The organism is Cupriavidus laharis (genome assembly GCF_914271435.1).
Taxonomy (GTDB): Bacteria; Pseudomonadota; Gammaproteobacteria; order Burkholderiales; family Burkholderiaceae; genus Cupriavidus; species Cupriavidus laharis.
In genome coordinates, this window is record NZ_CAJZAI010000018.1 from 68,696 (window position 1) to 88,554 (window position 19,859).

The window sequence follows — 19,859 nt, forward strand, 5'->3', positions numbered from 1 at the left end:
GTCACACGCGTCATTTGGTGATATATTACATATTACCAAATGACGCTCGCCCCGTTCCTGCCATGTTCGATCCTTCGCTGCTCGGCCGGATGGCCTTTACGCATGCCGCCCCGTCCCAGGCGCCCTTGCCGCCGGGCCGGCACCGGCTCGGCATTGCCGAGGAGCGCGACGCAGTCCTGTATGTGCCGGAAGGGCTTGGCCTGGACGCGCCGGTGCCACTGCTGGTCATGTTCCACGGCGCCGGCGGGTTTCCGGGGAAGGTGTTGCCGTTCATCGAACCGCATGCGGATGCGCACAAGTTCCTGGTGCTGGCGCCGCATTCGACGTTTCCCACGTGGGACATCGTGATCGGCGGCAACGGGCCCGACCTGGAGCGGCTGCACCAGGCGCTGTCCGCGGTCACGTCCCGCTACCGGCTCCGTCGCGATCAGCTGGCGTTCGCCGGCTTTTCGGATGGCGCAAGCTATGCGCTGTCGATCGGCATCACCAACGGTGATCTTGCCAGCCACGTCATCGCGTTCTCCGGCGGATTCATGTCCGTGTTCGTGCAGGAGGGCGCACCGAAAGTCTTCATCGCGCATGGGCTTGCCGACGAACAACTGCCCGTGCAGACCAGCGGCCGTACCAATGCAGCCCGGCTGAGGGCGTCCGGCTACGACATCGAGTATGTCGAGTTCGACGGCCCGCATGCCATCCAGCCGGCCATTGTCGGGCAGGCCATCCGCTTCTTCCTGGCATAGCGCATTGGTTGCGTGGGCCAGGGGGGACGACGCTAACGGAGCGCAATCCATGAACTTCGAAATCCCGCAGTCCCTGATCCACCCGCTGCTCGCGATGATCGAGGCCGAGTCGCCTCTGGCCCGGCAGCTCAGGGACCACGGTGTCTGCCACGGCAACATGCTGGTGTCGGTGCGGCTGTTCGACGCGCACTCGCTCAGTTCGCTCTATACGCTGAGCAAGGCGCAGAACGAGCGCGAACTGCTGTTCCAGATGCTCGCGCTCGACAACATCTACAATGCGCCGCAGGCCCGCACCATTCCGGGCCTGGAGATGCTGGTGGCAGGGCTGATCGCGTATCTCTCGCGCGATGCCATCGACGGCTGGCTGTACCAGCGCAGCCGCGACGGCGTGCTGCTGCCGTGGCTGGTCCAGCGTATTCGCCATGTGGAGCCGGAGCAGGGCATGCCGTATGTCGCGATCGACATGCTGGCGAACACCATGCTGTCCGCGAACTCGGAACTGACCGACCCCACACGCCGCCGGGCGGGCATGACGACTTCGATCATTGTCACGCGCGATGAAATCGTCGACCGCACCATTCCGGAACTGCTCGCCGATTTCGGCTACTTCAAGGAGTGCGCGGAGTTCAAGCGCGAATACGAGCAGCATGCGCAGCGGTTCATGCGCTACCAGCGCCGCTTCGGCGCGCAGTTCATCGCCACGCGGGCGGCCTTCACGGTCGAAGCGAAGGGTGCCGTCGCGCTCGCGCGCATCGGCGATGGCGTGGCTGCGCGCTGCATCAATGACGAAGAACGGCTCGAGCGCCGCTTCGAGATGACCTGCGATGCCGGGTTCTGGCACAGGGCCGGCGTCGACAGCGGCTTCGAGAAGGTACCGCTGCACGGCTATGTGCACCTGTTCCATCTGGAATGGCACCAGAATATCTGGGTGCATGTCCAGCACCTGAGCGAGTACCGGTACCGGCCCGAACTGCGCGACAAGCTGGTGCTGCCAGACCACCACCGCGACCTGATCGACATCCTGACCTCGCACATGGAAGTGCTGGTCCAGGACTTCGTGCCCGGCAAGTCGGGCGGCACGACCATCCTCTGCCAGGGCGCGCCCGGACTGGGCAAGACGCTGACTGCGGAGGTCTATGCGGAAGTCGTCGGCAAGCCGCTCTACCGCGTGCACTCCGGACAGCTCGGCACGACCGCGGCATCGGTCGGCGCCACCCTCATGGAAATCCTGCGCCGTGCCATGCGCTGGAATGCCGTCCTGCTGCTGGACGAGGCCGACGTCTACATCCGCCGCCGCGACAACGATCTCGAGCACAACGCCATTGTTGCGGAGTTCCTGCGCACGCTGGAATATTTCAGCGGGTTGCTGTTCATGACGACCAACCGCACCGGCGACGTGGACGACGCCATCCTGTCGCGTTGCATTGCCACGATCCAGTACGAGACACCATGCCGGGCGGCCGCGGCACGGCTGTGGCGCCTGCAGGCCGAACAGTGCGGCGCGACACTGTGCGACACGCTTGTAGATGCACTGACCGCGGCCTACCCGAAGGCGAGCGGGCGAGACATCAAGGAACTCATGAAGCTCGCCACGCGCTACGGCAAGGCGAAGCAGATAGCGCTTTCCGAAGACGTGTTCCGACTGTGCGCGCAGTTCCGTGCGATCGAATGACGGGCCGGCGCTGGGACAGTAGCGGCAATCCCGCCAGCGCCCGCGCGGCTTCGGCAATGCGCTCCGCCAGCCGGCTGGCAACAGGCTGGCGGCTATGGGGCGCGCGCTCGACCAGCCCGACCTCGCGATAGAACGTATCCGCGCCCAGCGGCAACGCCATGACGCCCGGCGGCCATTGCGCTGCGGCCAACGTGCGCGGCGACAGCCCGACGCCCAGCCCGCGCGCCACCAGTTGCACGATGCCTTCCAGCTCATCGAGTTCGATTGCTTCCTGCACCACCACCCGCTGCTGGCGCAGGTTGCTCAGTGCGAAAATATATCGCTTTTCATCATCATTCGTCATGCATAGACTTGGGCCCTATGGATGCCGCCCTTTTCATGGCCAGCACCATCCCAAAGTCCCCCGATCCTCGAGAGCCCCGAACCATGAGCGCACCCGCCGCCGTCCTGCCCCCGTTCCACCTGGCCTTCCCGGTCCACAACCTTGCCAGCGCGCGCGAGTTCTATGGCGAGTTGCTCGGCTGCCCCGAAGGCCGCAGTTCGGACGCGTGGGTCGACTTCAACTTCTACGGCCACCAGATCGTGGCGCACCTGGCGCCCGATGAATGCGGCCACCACGGCACCAGCGCCGTGGACGGCCATGCCGTGCCCGTGCGCCACTTCGGCGCGGTGCTGTCGATGGACGCCTGGCAAGCCGCAGCCGACAAGCTCCGCGCGGCGGGCGTGGAATTCGTGATCGAGCCGCATATCCGCTTCAAGGGCGAGGTGGGCGAGCAGGCCACCATGTTCTTCCTGGACCCGTCGGGCAATGCGCTGGAGCTGAAGGCGTTTGCCGACATGTCCTCGCTGTTCGCCAAGTAGGCCGGCAGTAGCCGGACGCGCTCAGGGCACGGCACCTTCGTCCACCAGTCGGTCACGCAGGAAACTGAGGAAAGTACGCACGCCATCGGGCAGCGTGCGCCCGGACAGGGTCTGCAGCTCGATGGCGCGGCTTTTCATGCCGCGTTCGCGGATCGTCGCGGCATGGAGTTCGCCGCGGCGCAAGCGGTCGCCGACCGTGACCGCGCCCGAGATCGACAGCCCGCCGCCGTGCAGCACGAAGCTGGTCAGCGTCTCGAACTGGTTGCTCACCAACACCGGCTCGAAGGCGATGCCGCGCTCGCCGCAGGCAATGTCGAAGAGCTGGCGCACGGTGTTGTCGCCTTCGGGCAGCGCCAGCGGATAGGCCTGCATCTGCGCCAGCGTGATGCTGCGGAACCGCGCGAGCGGGTGGTCGGGACGCATGATGGCAATGACGGGCGCGGGCTGGCGGTGTTCCACGCGAATGCCTTGCTCGGCGGCCCGGCTGTACGTGATGCCGATATCGGCATCGCCGTGCAGCACAATGCCCGTCACCTCCGCCGGAGGCGCCACGCGCACATGGAAATGCAGCCCCGGGTAGCGCTCGCGAAACCGGGCGATGGCGCGCGGCAGGAACTCGATGGCGAAGCCGGCCGAGCTGGCCACCCGCACCCGTCCGCGCCGCAGCCCCTGCAGCGCGGCAATCTCCGTCACCACGCGATCGGCCTCCAGCGCATTGCGCAGCGCATAGGCGGCCAGCAGCTCGCCCGCGGCGCTGGCCACCATGCCGCGCGGCCGGCGGTCGAACAGCGGCACGCCCAGCAATGCCTCCAGCGCCGCCACCTGGCGACTGACCGCGGACACCGTGACATTGAGCCGCTGCGCTGCCTCGGTCAGCGACCCGGTGCGGACGACTTCCAGGAAATAGCGCAGCGAGGTGTCCTGCAGGCGGTGCGACAGCATCGGTCCGGGCTCCGTTAGGGTTGCATCCAGGTTTGCGTTTTACGCAAGGGTATTTGAAAAAATCGTCGATTGTGGGAAACCCACGCCGCCCCTATGCTCTTTCCTGACACGACAGAAGACAGGCTGCCCATGAATGCGATTCCCAGCACCGCGACCGATTCCATCCTCGACCTTGACGCCGTTGCCCTGTCACGGGCCATCCATGCGCGCGAGGTATCGTGCGTGGAGGTGCTCGACACATACCTGGCGCAGATCGACCGCCACAACCCGCGCGTCAATGCCATCGTGGCTCCGGTCGACCGCGACCGTCTGCGCAAGGCAGCGGCCGGCCTCGACGACGAACTCGCCCGGGGCGCCAGCCGTGGTCCGATTCACGGCTTTCCGCAGGCGCCCAAGGACATCATGCCGGCCGCCGGCATGGTCACCACCAAGGGTTCGCCGATCTTCGCCGGGCAGGTCAGCCAGACCGACGCCGTGATCTTCGAGCGCATGCGCGCCGGCGGCGCACTGTTCGTCGGCCGCACCAATTCGCCCGAGTTCGGCCTCGGCGGCCACACGTACAACCCGGTCTATGGCACGACCCGCAACGCCTGGGATCCGGCGCGTTCGGCCGGCGGCAGCAGCGGCGGGGCGGCTGTGGCCGTAGCGCTGCGCATGCTGCCAGTAGCCGATGGCTCGGACATGATGGGGTCGCTGCGCACGCCGGCCGCGTTCAACCATGTCTATGGCCTGCGCACCTCGTTCGGCTGCGTGCCGCACGGGCCGGCCGAGGAAGTCTTCTTCCAGCAGTTCAGCGTGGCCGGGCCGATGGCGCGCAATGTGCCGGACCTGGCGCTGCTGCTGTCGGTGCAGGCCGGCTTCGACGCGCGCCTGCCGCTCACGCGCCGCGCCGAGGCCCCGGGCAGCTTCGTCCTGCCGCCGGAGCGCGACTGGACGGGCGTGCGCATCGGCTGGCTCGGCGACCTCGGCGGACACCTGCCGACGGAGGCCGGCCTGCTCGACACCTGCGTCATCGCGCTGGGCCATCTGCGTGGGCTGGGCTGCATGATCGATGCGGCACGGCCGGACTTCGACCTGGAGCGCCTGTGGCAGGCATGGATCGACCTGCGCAGCTTTGCCGTCGCGGGCGCCAACGGCGCGCTCTACCGCGACCGCGCCAAACGCGCCCAACTCAAGCCCGAAGCCGTCTGGGAAATCGAACGCGGGCTGGCCCTGTCCGGATCGCGCGTATATGAGGCCATGACTGTGCGCAGTGCCTGGTACCAAGCGCTGCGCGGGCTGTTCGAGCGCTTCGACTACCTGGTCATGCCGGCGGCACAGGTCTTCCCGTTCGATGCCGGCCTGGACTGGCCGCATGCCATCGACGGCCGCGACATGGATACCTATCACCGCTGGATGCAGGCCGTGGTGCCGGCGACGATGTCGGGCCTGCCCGCCTTAGCGGCGCCCGCGGGCTTCGGCCCCCAAGGGCTGCCGGCCGGCATCCAGATCATCGGCCCGGCCCAGGCCGACGCCGCCGTGCTGCAGCTCGGCCACGCCTATGACCAGGCGGGCGGCTTCTCACGCGTGCGCAGCCCCTGGCTGGCGTAGACACCGAACCGTCGAGTTTGTCCCACGGGCGGCAACCCGCCGCCCGCATGGCTTCGTCTTCCCTTCGTTTTCCCAAAGCCGCAGGCAGGAGTTGAACCGATGACCGCAACGCCCACGAAACTTTTCCTTGCATGCGCCGGACTGGCGGCGGTGCTGGCCGCGGCGCCGGCCGCGGCGCAGGGGCCGTCCTATCCAGACCACCCAGTCCGGCTGGTGGTGCCCTTTGCGGCCGGCGGTGCGACTGACGTACTGGGCCGCTTGCTTGCGGTCGGCCTTGGCGAGAAGCTTGGCCAGTCCGTGGTGGTCGAAAACAAGCCCGGCGCCAGTACGGTGATCGGCGCCACGCAGGTCGCCAAGGCCGCGCCCGATGGCTACACGCTGCTGCTTGCTGCCAGCACCACGCTGACGCTGAACCCGGCCATCCGACAGGGCCTGGCGTATGACCCCGTCAAGAGCTTCACGCCACTGGGGCTGGTGGCCGACATGAGCCTGGTGCTGGTGGCCAACCCCGAGGTCCCCGTGAGTTCACTGAAGGACCTGGTGACGCAGGCGAAGGCGAGTCCGGACAAGTTCTCCTATGGCTCCTTCGGTGCGGGCTCGTCGGTGCATTTCGGTGGCGAGATGCTCAAAGCCGCCACCGGCACGCGCATGGTTCACGTCCCGTTCAACGGCAGCGCACCCAGCCTGACCGCGCTGGCAGGCGGCCAGGTCCAGGTCGCAGTCGATACCGTGGTGGCCAGCCTGCCGTTGATCAAGGGCGGGAAAATCAAGCCACTGGCGGTGCTGTCGGCGCAGCGCCTGCCCGCGCTGCCGCAGGTACCCACCGTGGCGGAAAGCGGCTACCCGGGTTTCCAGATGGGCACCTGGTTCGCGCTGATGGCGCCGGCGGGGCTGCCGGCGCCGGTACAGCAAAAGCTGGAAAAGGCCCTTGCCGAAGTAGCTAATGCGCCGGCGACCAAGGCCAGGATGGTCGAACTGGGCCTGACCCCGGCCTATGGCAATGGCGCGGCGGTGAGGGCGCGCGTGGAAAAGGAACTGCCTGAGATGCGGGCGGTCGCGGCACGGGCGGACATTCGCGTGGAGTAGGGCAGCAGACGACTGCCGGGCACCAGGGCAGGGCAGCTGCCTGCGCGTGGCTTGCCCCGGCCTCACGGGGCGCCGGATTCGCTGGCCCGGCAATGCCGGCGGTTCCCGGCATAGACCCGGCCGTGGAATCGATTTGACGTCCGGCGCAATTCGCCTACTCTGCAAATTCAGGCCCGGACACGGAGGGCATGCGCTGCCTCCTCGCATCATTTCCGCGCGCGATACCGGCCTGTGCTGCTGATTTTCTGGCAAAAAGGGGAGCCGGCAATGGATGCAGTCAGGGCCTTGTTGGAAGCCCAGCCCTTGTTCACCTTGCTCCTCACGGTTGCACTGGGCTACGTGGTCGGCGAGATCAATATCAAGGGTGTTGCGCTCGGGTCCGGGGCGGTACTGTTTGTCGGCCTGGCCATCGGGGGCTTTGCTCCCAAGGCCGCGCCACCCGCGCTGGTCGGGACCCTGGGCCTGCTGCTGTTCCTCTATGGCATTGGCATCCAGTACGGCGCCCAGTTCTTCGAGGGCCTGACCAGTGCCAGGGGGCTCAAGGCCAACGCCGCGGCCGTCCTGGGCGTTGTCGGCGCCGGCATGGTGTCGCTGGCGCTGGTGCCGATGTTCGGGCTGGATCTCGATGAGTCGCTGGGGATCTTCGCCGGCGCCGGGACCAGCACGGCGACCTTGCAGGCCGTCATTGCGGCCATGAAGGGCGACGGTGCCGCGGTTGGCTACAGCGTGGCCTATCCCTTCGGGGTCGCGGGCCCGATCCTGCTCCTCTATGTGCTTGGCGCGGCGCTGAAGGCGAAGATCGAGGCGCCGGCGGCAAAGGTCATTGAGACCGCCGAGATTTCCCTGCGCAATCCCGGGCTCATCGGCCTCAGGTTCTCCCAGCTGAGAGCGCAATTGCCTGCCGGCCTGACCATTGCAGCGGTGCGTCGGGAGCACCATAACCAGTTACCGGCGGAAGACCTTGTCTTGCGCGCGGACGATGTCCTGCTCGCGACTTCCACGGAGCCCGCACTGCTTCGGGAGGCCGCTGCCCTGCTGGGAGAGTTGCAGCCCGGCCGGATAAGCAGTCATCGGGAGGATCTCGACTATATCCGCGTGTTTGCCTCGAGCCGCGCAGTGGTCGGGCTGGCGCTGCGCGACATCCGCTTTCCCGACGGCGTCGCCAGCTCGATCGTCCAGGTACGCAGGGGCGACGCTGACATGCTGCCCAGCCCCGAACTCATCCTGGAAATGGGGGATCGGGTCGGGCTGCTCGTGAATCGCGCCCACATCAAGGCGATGCGCCAGTTCTTCGGCGATTCCATCAAGGGCACCGCCGAATTGAGCTTCATTTCGATCGGCATCGGCGCTGCGGCGGGCCTGTTGGCGGGCATGATCCCGCTCCCGATACCGGGCGCCGGCAAGCTGACCCTCGGGCTGGCCGCATTGCTGCTGATCGCGCTCTGCCTGGGCAAGATCCGTCGGTCCGGCCCGCTCGTCTGGACCATGCCGCTTTCGGCCAATCTCGTGTTGCGCAATTTCGGGCTCACCATCTTTCTGGCACAAGTGGGGATATCGTCCGGGCCAAAATTCTTTGCGACGATTGCCACGACCGGCGCTTCCTTCCTCCTTTACAGCCTTCTCATTGTCCTGGTGCTCGTGCTGGTCACGGCTGTGGTTTGCCTGTGGATCTTCAAGATGCCCTTCGATGTGGCCGCGGGCGTCATCTGCGGGGCGACGGGGAATCCGGCGATCCTGGCCTTTGCCAATCGCGTAGCGCCTACGGAGCAGCCGGACGTGGGCTACGCCATGATCTTTCCTTCGATGACCATCGCGAAAATCCTGTTCGTCGAGATTGCCATGGCCCTGGCCAGCAGGTAGCCCGGCCACGCGTTCCCGCCCGCAGCCCAGGGCCGCATCTTTCCCGGGAGACAAGCCATGAAAGTTGCCGTATTCAGCGCCAAGCCCTATGACCGTGAGTATCTGGCTGCCGCCAATATTGCCGAAGGCCATCAGCTCAACTTCTTCGATGTCCCGCTAGGCATCGGCACTGTCGGCCTGGCCGCCGGCCATGGCGCCGTCTGCATCTTCGTGAACGATGCCGCAGATGCCGCCGTGCTTGATGCACTCAGGCATGGCGGAACATCGCTGGTCGCCCTGCGCTGCACCGGATTCAACAACGTCGACCTCAAAGCCGCAGCAGATCTCGGCATGAAGGTGGTACGCGTCGTCACGTACTCGCCCAATTCGGTAGCAGAGCATGCCGTGGCCTTGCTGCTGGCAATCAACCGCAAGATCCATCGCGCCTACAACCGCACCCGGGATTTCAATTTTTCCCTCGACGGCCTGATGGGGTTCGACTTCTGCGGCAAGACCGTCGCCGTGGTTGGCACCGGCAAGATCGGGCGCGTATTTTCCCGCATCATGCTCGGATTCGGCTGCGAAGTGATTGGCTACGATGCGTTTCCCACGCCCGAATTCGAGGCTCTGGGCGGCCGTTATGCCCAGCCCGGTGAAATCGGCGCCAGTGCCGACATCATTTCCCTGCACTGTCCGCTGACTCCGCAGACCTACCACATCATCGACGCCGACGCGCTGGCGCGCGCGAAGCCGGGAGCACTGCTGGTCAACACCAGCCGTGGCGGGTTGCTCGATACCGAGGCCGCGATCGATGCGCTGCAGAGCCGGCAACTGGGCGGGCTGGCGCTGGACGTCTACGAGCAGGAAGCAGACCTGTTCTTCCGCGATCTGTCGAGCACCATCATCGCCGACGACGTGATGCAGCGGCTGGTTTCGTTTCCCAATGTCATCGTGACCGGGCATCAGGCCTTCCTCACGCGCGAAGCCGTGTCGACGATCTGCCAGACGACCCTGCGCAGCGTGACCGAATTCGAATCCGGCCTGGCGCTGACGAATGAAATCAAGGCCTGACGCAGAACACGCGTACGCAGGGAGCAACACGGCAGGAAAGCCGGCCGCTCTCTGCGTGCGGCGTGCCATTCAGTGCAGCGGCGCGCGTTCCCCGCCGCGTTCGCTTGATTTGATGGTTTCTTCGGTCAGGCCGTGGCCGCATGTCACGCGGGCCGGACACCCTCATAGGCGGCTTGCAACAGCGCCCGGATCGGCGCCCATTCGATCGGGCGCGGGTTCCAGTAGGGGTTCGCCAGGGCGATGTCGGCCGCACGGTCAAGATCTTCCTCGCGCATGCCGATGTCCCGCAGGGCAACCGGAGCGCCGTGGCGCCGGGCCAGGTCGAACAGCGCAGCAGCGGCGGAATCCTCGCCGGCACCCGTTGCCCGCCGGATGCGGGCCATGGCCTCTGGCGCGGCCGACGTGTTATAGGCCAGCGCATGCGGCAGCACGATGGAGTGGGTTTCGGCGTGGGGCAGGTTGAAGCTGCCGCCCAGCGTGTGGCACAGCTTGTGGTGCAGGGCCATGCCGACGCCGCCGAGCACCGTGCCGCACAACCACGCGCCATACAGGCACTGGGAACGCGCTTCCATGTCGGCAGGATCGCTGAATACGGCTGGAATACCCGCGGCGAGCGCACGAATGCCTTCCTCGGCCATCAGCGACATCACAGGATTGGTGTCGCGCGCGTACAGCCCCTCGGCGGCATGGGCAATGGCATTCAGCCCGCTGGTGACGGACAACCCGCGCGGCAAACCAACCGTCAACGCAGGATCGTAGATGACAGTACGCGGAAGTACGCGCGGATCGCGGCCTGTCCGCTTGGCGCCAGCTTCGGTCAGGCCGTAGACGGTCGTCACTTCAGAGCCAGCATAAGTGGTGGGGATCGCCACGATCGGCATCCCTGTTTCCAGCGCAATCGCCTTGCCAAGTCCCGTGGTCGACCCGCCGCCAACGGCCACGGCGCAGTCCGCGCCGGCCTCCCGCGCCCGCGCCGTCGCCTCGCGCGCACTTTCTACGGGCACATGCATGACCGCGCCGGCATATACGCCAGCGGACAACGGACCGAGCAGATCCGCAATGCGCCGGGCGCCGGCCTGCTGCGTCGGTGTGCAAAGCACCAAGGCGCGTCTGGCGCCAAGCCTTTCCACCTCGGCGGCAACCTGGCTGGACGTTCCCGCGCCAAACAGCACGCGCACCGCGTGGGCCTCATAAACGAATTGCTTTGACGATTCCATGGTTTTACCAATAGGGGCTGTGACTCGGACAGGAATAGGTCAAACGCTATATTCTCGCGCGCGAAAAGGAAACAGCGGGGGAGGAAGACCTTCGCGCTGGCCGCAGCTATTCACTCTTGCGCTGCGAGTGCACCCAGACCATGGTGCTCACAGATTCTGGCAGCGTCGGCCTGAAAGCCCGCTGCAACTGGCTCGCAGTAACCAGTGGGCTGTCTGCCGGTCGCCGAGCTGTGATCGGGACACAGGTTTACGCAGTCTTGCAACTCTATGGGATCGGGAAGGTAAAGAACTGGCGTTGTGTGGTTGGCTGCGTGGGTTGTTTATTTAACATAAGACGTACTGCCGCACTGCTGGAATCCAGTGCTGGCGCGGCTTGCGCGGGAGTTGGTGTCACAAAATTTGTGACACTAGCGACCAGTACGGCGAGGGTGGCGGGGGCCGCTCCTTGCACCATCCTCCGGGAAAAAACTTCCCATAGCGACCGCTGGCCGGCTCGTTCGGCGCGGTCCATATCAGCGGCCATGATGACCGGCATAGGGTCGTCCATGTTCAGTGCCTGGGCGATGCGAAGGCACATCTCGTTTTCCACAGTGCGCGTGCCGTTGCGCCACTGACTGACAGTGTTCGGGCGTACGCCGAGCAGCTCTGCTAGTTGTTTGTCGGTTCGCAGGCTTTCGGCCTCCATTAGGGCGTCCAGATATTTCTCAATTCGCATGCCTACCCCTCGAAAGTAGTACTTGCAAAAATCACGATACGTGACGTAATCTCGCTGCGTGATCTTCACTTACTGTGATGTTTCGCATCATAGTCGGTAAACCGCGAGGGGTAAACGAATGGGTCAATCAGCGTTGTTTCTGGCTGTTACAGCGAGCGTAGGGGCCGCTGCTGCCATGGGTACGTGGGGCGGGCTGTGGATCGCGAATCGCATCGCCTCGGCGCTGGTGGACGTGCGGAGGGACGTGTAATGACTGTCGAGATTGGGAATCCGTTTGAGGGCTTGGTGTATTCGAGCGTCGATGTGATGGCGTTTCTCGATGCCGAGTTCAAGGTTTGGCGTGACGACCATGCTCTGGTGAACGTTTCGTCGGATCAGTTCGGCATGGCGCGTGCCTCTATGTACTTGGCTGATTTGCTCAATGGCTCACTCACGTTGGATGGGCTCCGGGCAATGGTCGACACGAAGCGGGGCATGTGATGGGCCGCATGTCGGATTTGCACGCAGCAGCAAAGGAAACCATGGCGGAGCGCCGCGTGGCGAGCGCGCCGACGCAGGAGGCGTGCCGCAACGCGGCGCGGAGCGAGGGACACCCCTCCATGTCGGAGGAACGGAGTTCCCCCCTTACTAATAGGGGGGAACTGGAAGCGCCAGCCATCGCGGGCCACTCCGAGCTGCAACTCGTGATGACGGATTCGGGCGAAGTGAAAACCATCGCTGTGCGGGTGCCGGTCAACGGCCAGATAGCGGCGATTGACGGTATGCGCGTCGTGATCGGTGAGGAAACGTTCTTGCCGGTGGTCGATGGCGTTGATGATCAAGCCTTCGTGCGAGCAGCCAGTGCGCAACTGGAACACATTTTCGGCTTCGGTCTGACGCGCAACCTCGGCCAGCGGCGGGACTTCTACGGCGAAACTTGGGAGCTTGGTGACAACTGGGGCCATGTTGGATTCGGCGGTGAGCGCCAGAACAGCACCATCCTCATTGCACTGTCGGGCCAGGGCACGCTGGCCGCGAAAGAGGGGTGGGAAGCGCGGTTGTACAAGTTCCTGACGACGAGGGCAAAGCGGCCCGTCATCACGCGGGTGGACTTGGCGCATGACTGCTTCGAGGGCGAGGTCACGGTCGAGCAGCTTGACCAGATGCATACGGACGGGTTTTTCACGAACGCGTACACCATTCCGGATTGTCAGCACGCGGGCAACTGGAAATTTCCGAACGGCAAGGGTCGCACGCTGTACGTGGGCACGCGCAAGGCCGGGAAGATGTTCCGGGGCTATGAGAAGGGCATGGAGCAGGGCGATAGCACGTCTCCATGGGTGCGGCTCGAAACCGAGCTTTCGAACAAGTCCATGCTGATTCCGTTCGATGTGCTGCTCGATCCCAGCGCGTATTTCATGGGCGCGTATCCCAAAGCGTTCGCGCACCTGTCGTTGACCGTGGCACCGCAACGCATGGAGATCAAGCGGCGATCCGCTGAGATCACCCTGGACGCCTCGGTGAAGATGGTCAACACCCAAGTCGGCAAGTACATCGGCGTGATTGTCGATTTCTTCGGTGCGGAACAGGCCATCGAGATGCTGCGCAACAAGCTGGGCCACTGGCCGCAACGGCTCAAGGTGCCCGATTACCAGCTTGCCGATACGCCAGTGCATCGCCAAGAGCGGATGCGTTCCTTCAATGAGTACCAATTCGGCCCCAGCGACTATAGCGGCGCGCTGGAAGCGGCCGTCTAGCCGCGATCAGGAGAGAGCAAATGCGTTTCAACACCAAGGTTCAAGTGCTGGGCATGAAGTCGTCCAAGGGTTCGATGGACAACGGTCAGGCGTATGACAGCACCAAGGCGTACATCGTGATTCCGCTGGACACGTCGAAGGGCAATGCGAAGGGCATGGCGGCGGAGGAAGTCACCATCGGCACGTCCGCGAAGTTTGCCGAGTATGAAAAGCTGCCTTTCCCCTTCGTGGCCGATGCGGACATGGAGATTGTGAGCAACGGTAAGACCAGCAAGAAGATCGTGCACAGCTTGGTGCCGGTACCGAATCAGAAGGGCGCCTAACCATGCCCGCGATCGTGTTCGTTGTCCAAGAGCAGGAGTCCGGGCAGTTCCTTTGCCCGTATTCCGGCGATGTGGGCTTCACGCACCGCCTGAAGGAAGCGGGCACGTTCGACACGCGCGAAGAGGCATTCGAGACGGCGTGCGATCACTGCGACGAAGCGTTTGACGTGGTGGCTGTGTTGAGGGAGAGGGGCTGAGCATGCGTTGGATCGCGGTTGCCATCGTGCTACTCGGCCTGTCGGGTGCGGTCGAGTACTTCTCGCAGACTTACGTAGTGCTATGGGCGCTGGGTATCGCGCCTATCCACTTCATCAACGGGTGTCGTTTGGTGGCGCTGGCGCTCGTGATCGTGGCCGTGGTTAAAGCCTATCGCTTGAAGGTACCGGCATGAGCTACAGCATCGAGGAGCTTGAACATCTGATCGACGGATTCGAGGTCAAGCTCGAAGAGATCGGCGCGGCGTGGGACGCTCACATAGAAGAGCTACCAGATCCGGCTGAGTTTGATTCGATCAATCCGGAGGATGTCGCGGAACTCGAAGCGTGGGAAGAAAAGCGCTACTGGTATCAGGAAATGCGCAACGGGCTGGCTGAGCGAAGGGGCGTGCTGGTGGACATGCTGGCCGAAGCTCACGCGGCGCAGTTTGACGGGGATCTCGGGGGGCAGGATGTTGATTGGTTCAGCAATGACGAGATCATCGCTGAGTATGAGTCTCAGGGCGGCACTTGGGCACCGGATGGTGATCCCACGGACTGGACGCTGTGGGAAGCGTGCGTCCATGACTGGTCGCTCGAATACATGCATTCCCAAGTAGAAAACGGGCTGGGGTGATCGCCATGGGACTGTGCGTCACCCTCGCCGAAAACGGCACGTTGCAAGCGCTGACGACACCGCCGGATAGCGGGCAGTGCACGGGCTACGTGTTGGTCACGGCGACGGAGTACCTGAACAGTCAGGTGCTTCACAACCTTTTTGATGTACCCACGCAAGGGCAGTTGCAGGCGGCGTTTGCGTTGGGATTCACACTGCCAATGACGGCCTATCTGGTCGCCTATTGCGTCGCCCGCATCGTTTCCATGTTCGACAAGTGAGGATGAAATCATGAAGAGCCAAATCATGAAGAAGGTTGCTGTTGGTGCTGCTATCGCTGGCGTGTCGGGTCTGGCTGCTGCGCAGGATACCGGCGTCGATTATTCGAGCATCACGGCCGCTGTGGCGGTGGGCGGTGTCTCGGCTGCCATCGTGGCCATGGGTGCGGTCAAGATCGTGCCGAACGTCACCAAGTGGGCGACGAACAAGCTGGTGTCGTTCTTCCGCTGAGCGGTTTCGGGGGTGCCGGGCATGCCCGGTGTGGGCCGGGTATCCCCCGGCCTTTTTTTGTTTACGGGAGTGACGTCATGACGGGTTCGATCTGGTTTCTCTACTTCGCGCTACTGGGCGCGGTGACGGCGCAGGCGGCGGTGTCGGGCTTCCGAGCGGGGCACGCATGATGCGGCATTTGGCACTGATTGTCGCGTTCGCGCTCGCGGTCATTGCAGGGGGGCATAGCGCGGACTTGCGTGCACAGACGCTGACGGCAGATGGTTCGGTGTCGTGGGGCATCAAGGGCGGGCCGTCAACATCGCAGGTTGTGAATGGCGCACTGGTGATTGGCACGGCGTTGGCCTTGACTGTGGCGGCACCGGCGATTGTGGGCGGGGCATCGGCCACGATAGCGCTGGGTGGTCGTACGTTGACGGTGGCGGCGTCGGCTGTCGGGCCGATTGCGGCGTCGATGCTGCGTCAGGCGGCAGCAAAAGGGCCGCTCACTGGCGCTATGCTGGCTTTGGCCGTTGCTATGGGTTCGGATGCATCGTATGACTCGGCGAGCAACAGTTTTCAGAGTGCCGTAGACCCGAATTCAGCCTACCCGTACGGTGGCTATCAGTGGTATGTCTCGTCGGTGGTTTATGCGGCTGCGAATCCGTTGCAAGCTTGTCAATCGTTCTTTACGAACCAAGTCGGTGGTGCCGGTTCGTATCAGGTCGTGTCGGATTCAGTTAATGGTGGCAGCACTGGCTATGTTTGCCAAACATTCAATGCTTCGGGGGGCTCGACAAACTATCGTGCTCTCAACCGTACGACGAGCTGCTATAGCGGCTATGTGATGCAGGGCGATAGGTGCGTCCAACAAAATCCCCAGACTGCTCCCGCGTCCGATGCGCAGTTGTCGTCAGCGCTGCAAACGCCTGCGGCGCTGGCTAAGGTCTGGGACGCAGGTGGCTGCCCGCAGAAAGTGACAAGCTATCGCGACACACTGTCGGCGGATGATCCGTGCGCAAAGATCATCGGGCCGCAAGGTGGTAACGGTGCCTGGACACCAGTGACGGTGCCGAACGGTGGCCAGATATCGTTGCCGACCCAGACCGGCACGCAAACGACTGTGGGTGCGGACGGCAAGACCATCACGACCACGACGGCGACAACGCCCACGGCACAGGTCACGCCGAACACGAATCCGGCCACGCTGGGTGCAAATCCGGTGATTGTGCAAACGGGGTCGGTGGTGACGAAAACGGTTGATGATGGCACCACGCAGACCACGACGACGACGACCACCACGAATCCGGCCAGTGTGGAGAATCCACCGGAGGAAGCGTCCGCGACATTCAACGCAGGCGAGGCGACGCTGTACACGAAGAAGGACAAGACCATGGCCTCGGTGCTCAGCGCGTTTTCGACCACGGTGCAGCAAGCGCCTTGGTACACCGCCACAACAGGGTGGTTCACTGTCTCGGTGGGCAGCGCGGTTTGTCCGGTGTGGGTGGTGCCGAAGACCGATTTCACGCCAGCCGTGGATTTGAGCACCGTGTTCTGTAGCCAGCAGGCGCTCATCATCTACGGGATTGCCGGCATGGCTGTGATCGTCATGGCCGCGTGGGCCGCTTTCCGGATTGCCTTCCTATGAACGGGATCATCAATGCCATTAGCGCCTTTGCAGCATGGCTGCTGTCGCTATTCGTCAAGGTCTTCGTGGCGATATGGGATCTGTTCACTGATCTGCTGATCAATGCGCTGGACTTGTTCCTCCAGGCGCTTGCACAGCTGATCGTGGCCATTCCCGCGCCTGCGTTTCTGACGAGCTACAAGCTGCAATCGTTGTTCTCGGGCTTCACAAGCGACATTCTCTACTTCGTCGGTGTCTTTCGGATCACCGAGGGGATTGCGCTGTTGGGGCTGGCGTTCGCCTTTCGCATGTCGCGCAAGGTGCTGACTCTCTTCCAATGGTGATGCCATGACGATCATTTTTCACGAAGGGCTGCCGGGTGCCGGCAAGTCGTACGAAGCGGTTAGCAAGCGCATCATTCCGGCCATCCAGAAGGGGCGGAAGGTGTTCGCCTATGTGGAGGGCCTAGACCACGAAAAAATCGCGGACGTAGCGGCCATTCCTGTCGAGCGCTGCCGGGAATTGCTGGTGCCGCTGGTGCGTGAGCAGGTCGAAAAGGTCTATGAGGCGGTTGAGAACGATGCGCTGGTGGTGCTGGACGAAGCGCAAAACTTCTGGCCGTCCGACTTCCGCCCGCTGGGCGAGCAGATGACGAAGTTCGTGACGGAGCATCGGCACCGGGGCCTCGATATCGTCATCATGGGTCAAGACCTCAAGGACGTGCACAACCTGTGGCGGCGGCGCACGGATCAGAAGATTGTGTTCACCAAGCTGGACGCATTGGGAAAGACCCACAAGTATCAGTGGGCCACGTTCAAGAATGTGGGCAACGAAAAATTCGAGAAGGTCACCAGCGGCATCGAGACGTACGATGAAAAGTACTTCGGCACCTTCAAGAGCCATGAGGCCGGCACGGAGAACAAGGAAACCTTCGTCGACAATCGCGCGGTGATTTGGAGCAGCCCGCTGTTTCGGAAGTGGATACCGCTGGCGGCGATGTGTGCGGTGGTGGGCCTCGGCTTCGTGATTTACATGTTCAAGGGCGGCGGCTTGGAGGGCACGGCCAAGGCGGCGCCAAAGGTGGAAACCAAGGTTACCGTCACGCGCCTTCCGGCGTCGGCATCGGTGGCCGCTGCGCCCGTTGCGGTTGCGCCCGTTAGCCAGGTCAAGCGCGATCAGACGCCGGATTTCATCGACACGCTGAATGGCAAGTATCGCCCTCGCTTGACGGGCTATGCGCGCAAGCGGGGCAGGGCACAGGCCATCATCGAGTGGTACGACGAAGGCAACCGCGTGCGCGAGCGGCTGACGGCGGGCCAGATTGAGGAGCTTGGTTGGCGCCTGGACGTGTCGGAGTACGCCGAGCACGTGATTTTGGTGCACGGCGAAAAGCGCGTGGTGGCCACGGCGTGGCCGATGGATACCATGGGAATGGTGTCGCGCGATACGAACCTCAGCATTAGCAAAGAGGGCGGCGGTGGCTTGGGCCAACGTCAACTAGACCCAACGGATTTGCGGGCCTTTCCGGAGGGTTGATCTGCATTCCAGGTATCGCGGCGGGCTGTCCCGCGGTTGTGCTGGAAGTGGCTCCGGTATTGGGTTTCCGAGCAGTTCAGTGTTTCACCATTTTCAGCAGGCCGCGCAGCATCGCGCCATCGTAGTCCATCACGCGGGCTGCGAGGCTGCGCAGGGTCTTACAGAAGAACTGCTTGCCATCGGGGCGCGTCCACACGAAGCCTTTGTTGAAGCGCACCAGCTTTTTCACATAGAGCTTGAGGCGCAGTTGCGTCATCGGGCGGAACAGGCCCGTCGCACGCTTGGCGGCGCGACGCTTCGGCGTGGCGAACCACAGCACACCGTTGCACACGCCGCCGATCAGGCCGAGGGTCATCTGTTCCATGGTTTTGCTCCTTTCAAGGCATCGGGCCGCTAGATTCTGAGTCCCGGTCGTGATCTGTCTCCGGGCGGTCTGCCGAGGGGGTTTCGGCATCAGTCCGCTGAGTTCGTCGTCCCTGCGATCCGATAGACGGCTGATGGCGAAACGTGGAATACCGGAGCGGAGCGAAGCGTAGTGAGGATATGCCGCGAAAGTTCGCCAGCAGTCGGCTATGGTCGCGCTTTGGGACGGCGGACTCAGTGGGCTGATGACGCCTCGGCAGGGCGACCGGAGACGCCGCGCGGCGAGCGCCACCAGCAGCGAAGCTGCTCTAGCTATAGGTGTTTCGTGGGTTGCTAGGCAGTTAGGGCGAAGCCCTCTTGATGATGCCAGGGTGGCGTGATTACCGATGGCATCCAAGGCGGTACTGCTGGTCGCGCAAAGCGCGGTGGGCCTGCTTGAGCTGCTCCATCATCTGCCACGCATTGATCTGGCGTTGTTGTATCTCGTTGGCGCGTATTTGGCTCTCAAGGGCTGCGCACTGTCCTTGCAGTTGGTTCTGCTGCTGGTAGTAAGCGGCGTATTGCTGATCTAGCTGCGCCTGCTCCTGTTGCTTCTGGAGTTCGCGGCTGCGCAGGAATTCCTGTTCCATCTGGATCACGTTGGCTTCTTTGCCGACGCTGGATACGGTGCCCGCGAAAGCGGTGCTGACGGCAAGTGCCATAGCGGCACCGAGTGCGTATTTTGCAAGCATGGTTTTGATTTGTTGTTGGGCGGACGCAACGTTGAAGCCAGCGGCTTGCTGCGTCAACCCCACGGGCGGGCGATGGAAATTTGCCTACGAGGGCCGATTTTGGGTAGATGAGTGACGATGAAAAGCGAGCCGTGGCGCGAGAGATCCGGCATTTGTACTACTTCATTCGCACGCTTCGCAGGGGTCTGCAGGATGCACCAAGGCGGCGGTATTACCGCAAGATTGCGGTTCAAAAAAAACGCCTGCGCGAGGCAGGCGTATCGAAGCGAGAGGTGCTGGATTTGCTGGCGTGCTGCCGGTCAGCCCGGTGCCGGGTGCGGCTGTGCCTGGACTGTGTGCAGCGCCGCTTGGAGCCAGCGCCAGAGGCGTCGTCGATTTGACATAAGACGTATTATGCGCGCTACTGGTATGTTCTGAGGTGTTGCGTGTAGTACGGGTTGGAGACTTCAGATACCGCAACGGAAAAGTGCTTTTATGGTATCTTTCGCCGTTGCGTTTTGTTGTGGGTTTT

The 19,859-nt window shown here is 63.5% G+C and carries 24 protein-coding genes and 1 pseudogene; 19 read left to right on the forward strand and 6 right to left on the reverse strand.

The features are described 5' to 3' along the window. Nucleotides 1-62 precede the first annotated feature (62 nt). Together LDO29_RS24395 and LDO29_RS24400 are read left to right on the forward strand one after the other, a co-directional pair. Entirely contained in the window at nucleotides 63-740 is a 678-nt protein-coding gene (locus LDO29_RS24395; RefSeq protein ID WP_224082319.1) for an alpha/beta hydrolase, read from the forward strand. Nucleotides 741-789: 49 nt separating this feature from the next. After that, on the forward strand, nucleotides 790-2,412 hold the full coding sequence (locus LDO29_RS24400; protein ID WP_224082320.1) for an ATP-binding protein: 1,623 nt from the start codon (nucleotides 790-792) through the stop codon (nucleotides 2,410-2,412). A 31-nt stretch (nucleotides 2,413-2,443) separates the two neighbouring features. Here LDO29_RS24400 and LDO29_RS24405 read toward each other — a convergent pair. Further along, nucleotides 2,444-2,755: pseudogene (locus LDO29_RS24405) on the reverse strand (LysR substrate-binding domain-containing protein); the annotation flags it as partial. A gap of 83 nt (nucleotides 2,756-2,838) precedes the next feature. Here LDO29_RS24405 and LDO29_RS24410 point away from each other — a divergent pair. Next, nucleotides 2,839-3,273 carry a VOC family protein gene (locus LDO29_RS24410; protein ID WP_224082321.1) on the forward strand — a complete coding sequence of 145 codons (435 nt, stop codon included), beginning with the start codon at nucleotides 2,839-2,841 and terminating at the stop codon, nucleotides 3,271-3,273. Between the two features lie 21 nt (nucleotides 3,274-3,294). On the opposite strand, the gene LDO29_RS24415 is transcribed toward LDO29_RS24410, so the two are convergent. Next, complete coding sequence (locus tag LDO29_RS24415; protein WP_224082322.1) at nucleotides 3,295-4,215, reverse strand: LysR substrate-binding domain-containing protein; 921 nt, start codon at nucleotides 4,213-4,215, stop codon at nucleotides 3,295-3,297. A 129-nt stretch (nucleotides 4,216-4,344) separates the two neighbouring features. Between LDO29_RS24415 and LDO29_RS24420 the strand changes: the two genes are divergently transcribed. The 4 genes from LDO29_RS24420 to LDO29_RS24435 all read left to right on the forward strand — a co-directional run bounded on the left by LDO29_RS24420 (nucleotide 4,345) and on the right by LDO29_RS24435 (nucleotide 9,801). Beyond that, entirely contained in the window at nucleotides 4,345-5,805 is a 1,461-nt protein-coding gene (locus LDO29_RS24420; protein WP_224082323.1) for an amidase, read from the forward strand. Nucleotides 5,806-5,904: 99 nt separating this feature from the next. Then, nucleotides 5,905-6,891, forward strand: a complete 987-nt coding sequence (locus LDO29_RS24425; protein WP_224082324.1) for a Bug family tripartite tricarboxylate transporter substrate binding protein — start codon at nucleotides 5,905-5,907, stop codon at nucleotides 6,889-6,891. A 267-nt stretch (nucleotides 6,892-7,158) separates the two neighbouring features. Beyond that, a complete protein-coding gene (locus LDO29_RS24430; RefSeq protein ID WP_224082343.1) occupies nucleotides 7,159-8,751 on the forward strand; it encodes an aspartate:alanine exchanger family transporter in 1,593 nt (530 codons plus the stop codon). Between the two features lie 57 nt (nucleotides 8,752-8,808). Next, entirely contained in the window at nucleotides 8,809-9,801 is a 993-nt protein-coding gene (locus tag LDO29_RS24435; RefSeq protein ID WP_224082325.1) for a 2-hydroxyacid dehydrogenase, read from the forward strand. 143 nt (nucleotides 9,802-9,944) lie between these two features. Here the strand turns inward: LDO29_RS24435 and LDO29_RS24440 are convergent, their stop codons facing one another. Together LDO29_RS24440 and LDO29_RS24445 are read right to left on the reverse strand one after the other, a co-directional pair. Then, the gene (locus LDO29_RS24440) at nucleotides 9,945-11,018 is read right to left on the reverse strand and encodes a maleylacetate reductase (protein ID WP_224082326.1); all 1,074 of its coding nucleotides are present in this window, start codon (nucleotides 11,016-11,018) and stop codon (nucleotides 9,945-9,947) included. Nucleotides 11,019-11,283: 265 nt separating this feature from the next. Continuing rightward, complete coding sequence (locus LDO29_RS24445) at nucleotides 11,284-11,802, reverse strand: helix-turn-helix domain-containing protein (RefSeq protein ID WP_224082327.1); 519 nt, start codon at nucleotides 11,800-11,802, stop codon at nucleotides 11,284-11,286. A gap of 180 nt (nucleotides 11,803-11,982) precedes the next feature. Here LDO29_RS24445 and LDO29_RS24450 point away from each other — a divergent pair, with 180 nt between their 5' ends. From LDO29_RS24450 to LDO29_RS24500, 11 genes are all read left to right on the forward strand, one after another. Further along, the gene (locus tag LDO29_RS24450) at nucleotides 11,983-12,213 is read left to right on the forward strand and encodes a hypothetical protein (protein ID WP_224082328.1); all 231 of its coding nucleotides are present in this window, start codon (nucleotides 11,983-11,985) and stop codon (nucleotides 12,211-12,213) included. An 8-nt stretch (nucleotides 12,214-12,221) separates the two neighbouring features. Beyond that, nucleotides 12,222-13,469, forward strand: coding sequence for a replication initiation factor domain-containing protein (locus LDO29_RS24455; RefSeq protein ID WP_224082329.1), 1,248 nt, complete (start codon nucleotides 12,222-12,224; stop codon nucleotides 13,467-13,469). A 20-nt stretch (nucleotides 13,470-13,489) separates the two neighbouring features. Beyond that, complete coding sequence (locus LDO29_RS24460) at nucleotides 13,490-13,792, forward strand: hypothetical protein (protein ID WP_224082330.1); 303 nt, start codon at nucleotides 13,490-13,492, stop codon at nucleotides 13,790-13,792. Nucleotides 13,793-13,794: 2 nt separating this feature from the next. Further along, entirely contained in the window at nucleotides 13,795-13,989 is a 195-nt protein-coding gene (locus tag LDO29_RS24465; RefSeq protein ID WP_224082331.1) for a hypothetical protein, read from the forward strand. A gap of 2 nt (nucleotides 13,990-13,991) precedes the next feature. Then, a complete protein-coding gene (locus LDO29_RS24470; protein WP_224082332.1) occupies nucleotides 13,992-14,183 on the forward strand; it encodes a hypothetical protein in 192 nt (63 codons plus the stop codon). Beyond that, on the forward strand, nucleotides 14,180-14,623 hold the full coding sequence (locus tag LDO29_RS24475) for a hypothetical protein (RefSeq protein WP_224082333.1): 444 nt from the start codon (nucleotides 14,180-14,182) through the stop codon (nucleotides 14,621-14,623). The genes LDO29_RS24470 and LDO29_RS24475 overlap by 4 nt, the downstream gene beginning before the upstream one ends. 5 nt (nucleotides 14,624-14,628) lie before the next feature. Continuing rightward, a complete protein-coding gene (locus tag LDO29_RS24480) occupies nucleotides 14,629-14,883 on the forward strand; it encodes a hypothetical protein (protein ID WP_224082334.1) in 255 nt (84 codons plus the stop codon). 10 nt (nucleotides 14,884-14,893) lie between these two features. Then, nucleotides 14,894-15,112 carry a hypothetical protein gene (locus LDO29_RS24485; RefSeq protein ID WP_224082335.1) on the forward strand — a complete coding sequence of 73 codons (219 nt, stop codon included), beginning with the start codon at nucleotides 14,894-14,896 and terminating at the stop codon, nucleotides 15,110-15,112. A 178-nt stretch (nucleotides 15,113-15,290) separates the two neighbouring features. After that, nucleotides 15,291-16,739 carry a hypothetical protein gene (locus tag LDO29_RS24490; RefSeq protein WP_224082336.1) on the forward strand — a complete coding sequence of 483 codons (1,449 nt, stop codon included), beginning with the start codon at nucleotides 15,291-15,293 and terminating at the stop codon, nucleotides 16,737-16,739. Next, nucleotides 16,736-17,062, forward strand: a complete 327-nt coding sequence (locus tag LDO29_RS24495) for a DUF2523 domain-containing protein (RefSeq protein ID WP_224082337.1) — start codon at nucleotides 16,736-16,738, stop codon at nucleotides 17,060-17,062. The genes LDO29_RS24490 and LDO29_RS24495 overlap by 4 nt, the downstream gene beginning before the upstream one ends. A 4-nt stretch (nucleotides 17,063-17,066) precedes the next feature. After that, nucleotides 17,067-18,254 (forward strand): zonular occludens toxin family protein, encoded by a 1,188-nt coding sequence (locus tag LDO29_RS24500; protein WP_224082338.1) that lies wholly within the window; start codon nucleotides 17,067-17,069, stop codon nucleotides 18,252-18,254. A gap of 76 nt (nucleotides 18,255-18,330) precedes the next feature. On the opposite strand, the gene LDO29_RS24505 is transcribed toward LDO29_RS24500, so the two are convergent. After that, the gene (locus tag LDO29_RS24505) at nucleotides 18,331-18,618 is read right to left on the reverse strand and encodes a hypothetical protein (RefSeq protein WP_224082339.1); all 288 of its coding nucleotides are present in this window, start codon (nucleotides 18,616-18,618) and stop codon (nucleotides 18,331-18,333) included. A 379-nt stretch (nucleotides 18,619-18,997) separates the two neighbouring features. Continuing rightward, on the reverse strand, nucleotides 18,998-19,405 hold the full coding sequence (locus LDO29_RS24510; protein WP_224082340.1) for a hypothetical protein: 408 nt from the start codon (nucleotides 19,403-19,405) through the stop codon (nucleotides 18,998-19,000). A 50-nt stretch (nucleotides 19,406-19,455) separates the two neighbouring features. Here LDO29_RS24510 and LDO29_RS24515 point away from each other — a divergent pair, with 50 nt between their 5' ends. Continuing rightward, entirely contained in the window at nucleotides 19,456-19,728 is a 273-nt protein-coding gene (locus LDO29_RS24515; RefSeq protein WP_224082341.1) for a hypothetical protein, read from the forward strand. Nucleotides 19,729-19,859: the final 131 nt, after the last annotated feature.

Coding starts and splice junctions, on each gene's coding strand:
- LDO29_RS24395 (WP_224082319.1), top strand. CDS start 63: ATGTTCGATCCTTCGCTGCTCGGCCGGATGGCCTTTACGCATGCCGCC.
- LDO29_RS24400 (WP_224082320.1), top strand. CDS start 790: ATGAACTTCGAAATCCCGCAGTCCCTGATCCACCCGCTGCTCGCGATG.
- LDO29_RS24410 (WP_224082321.1), top strand. CDS start 2,839: ATGAGCGCACCCGCCGCCGTCCTGCCCCCGTTCCACCTGGCCTTCCCG.
- LDO29_RS24415 (WP_224082322.1), bottom strand. CDS start 4,215: ATGCTGTCGCACCGCCTGCAGGACACCTCGCTGCGCTATTTCCTGGAA.
- LDO29_RS24420 (WP_224082323.1), top strand. CDS start 4,345: ATGAATGCGATTCCCAGCACCGCGACCGATTCCATCCTCGACCTTGAC.
- LDO29_RS24425 (WP_224082324.1), top strand. CDS start 5,905: ATGACCGCAACGCCCACGAAACTTTTCCTTGCATGCGCCGGACTGGCG.
- LDO29_RS24430 (WP_224082343.1), top strand. CDS start 7,159: ATGGATGCAGTCAGGGCCTTGTTGGAAGCCCAGCCCTTGTTCACCTTG.
- LDO29_RS24435 (WP_224082325.1), top strand. CDS start 8,809: ATGAAAGTTGCCGTATTCAGCGCCAAGCCCTATGACCGTGAGTATCTG.
- LDO29_RS24440 (WP_224082326.1), bottom strand. CDS start 11,018: ATGGAATCGTCAAAGCAATTCGTTTATGAGGCCCACGCGGTGCGCGTG.
- LDO29_RS24450 (WP_224082328.1), top strand. CDS start 11,983: ATGACTGTCGAGATTGGGAATCCGTTTGAGGGCTTGGTGTATTCGAGC.
- LDO29_RS24455 (WP_224082329.1), top strand. CDS start 12,222: ATGTCGGATTTGCACGCAGCAGCAAAGGAAACCATGGCGGAGCGCCGC.
- LDO29_RS24460 (WP_224082330.1), top strand. CDS start 13,490: ATGCGTTTCAACACCAAGGTTCAAGTGCTGGGCATGAAGTCGTCCAAG.
- LDO29_RS24465 (WP_224082331.1), top strand. CDS start 13,795: ATGCCCGCGATCGTGTTCGTTGTCCAAGAGCAGGAGTCCGGGCAGTTC.
- LDO29_RS24470 (WP_224082332.1), top strand. CDS start 13,992: ATGCGTTGGATCGCGGTTGCCATCGTGCTACTCGGCCTGTCGGGTGCG.
- LDO29_RS24475 (WP_224082333.1), top strand. CDS start 14,180: ATGAGCTACAGCATCGAGGAGCTTGAACATCTGATCGACGGATTCGAG.
- LDO29_RS24480 (WP_224082334.1), top strand. CDS start 14,629: ATGGGACTGTGCGTCACCCTCGCCGAAAACGGCACGTTGCAAGCGCTG.
- LDO29_RS24485 (WP_224082335.1), top strand. CDS start 14,894: ATGAAGAGCCAAATCATGAAGAAGGTTGCTGTTGGTGCTGCTATCGCT.
- LDO29_RS24495 (WP_224082337.1), top strand. CDS start 16,736: ATGAACGGGATCATCAATGCCATTAGCGCCTTTGCAGCATGGCTGCTG.
- LDO29_RS24500 (WP_224082338.1), top strand. CDS start 17,067: ATGACGATCATTTTTCACGAAGGGCTGCCGGGTGCCGGCAAGTCGTAC.
- LDO29_RS24505 (WP_224082339.1), bottom strand. CDS start 18,618: ATGGAACAGATGACCCTCGGCCTGATCGGCGGCGTGTGCAACGGTGTG.
- LDO29_RS24515 (WP_224082341.1), top strand. CDS start 19,456: ATGAGTGACGATGAAAAGCGAGCCGTGGCGCGAGAGATCCGGCATTTG.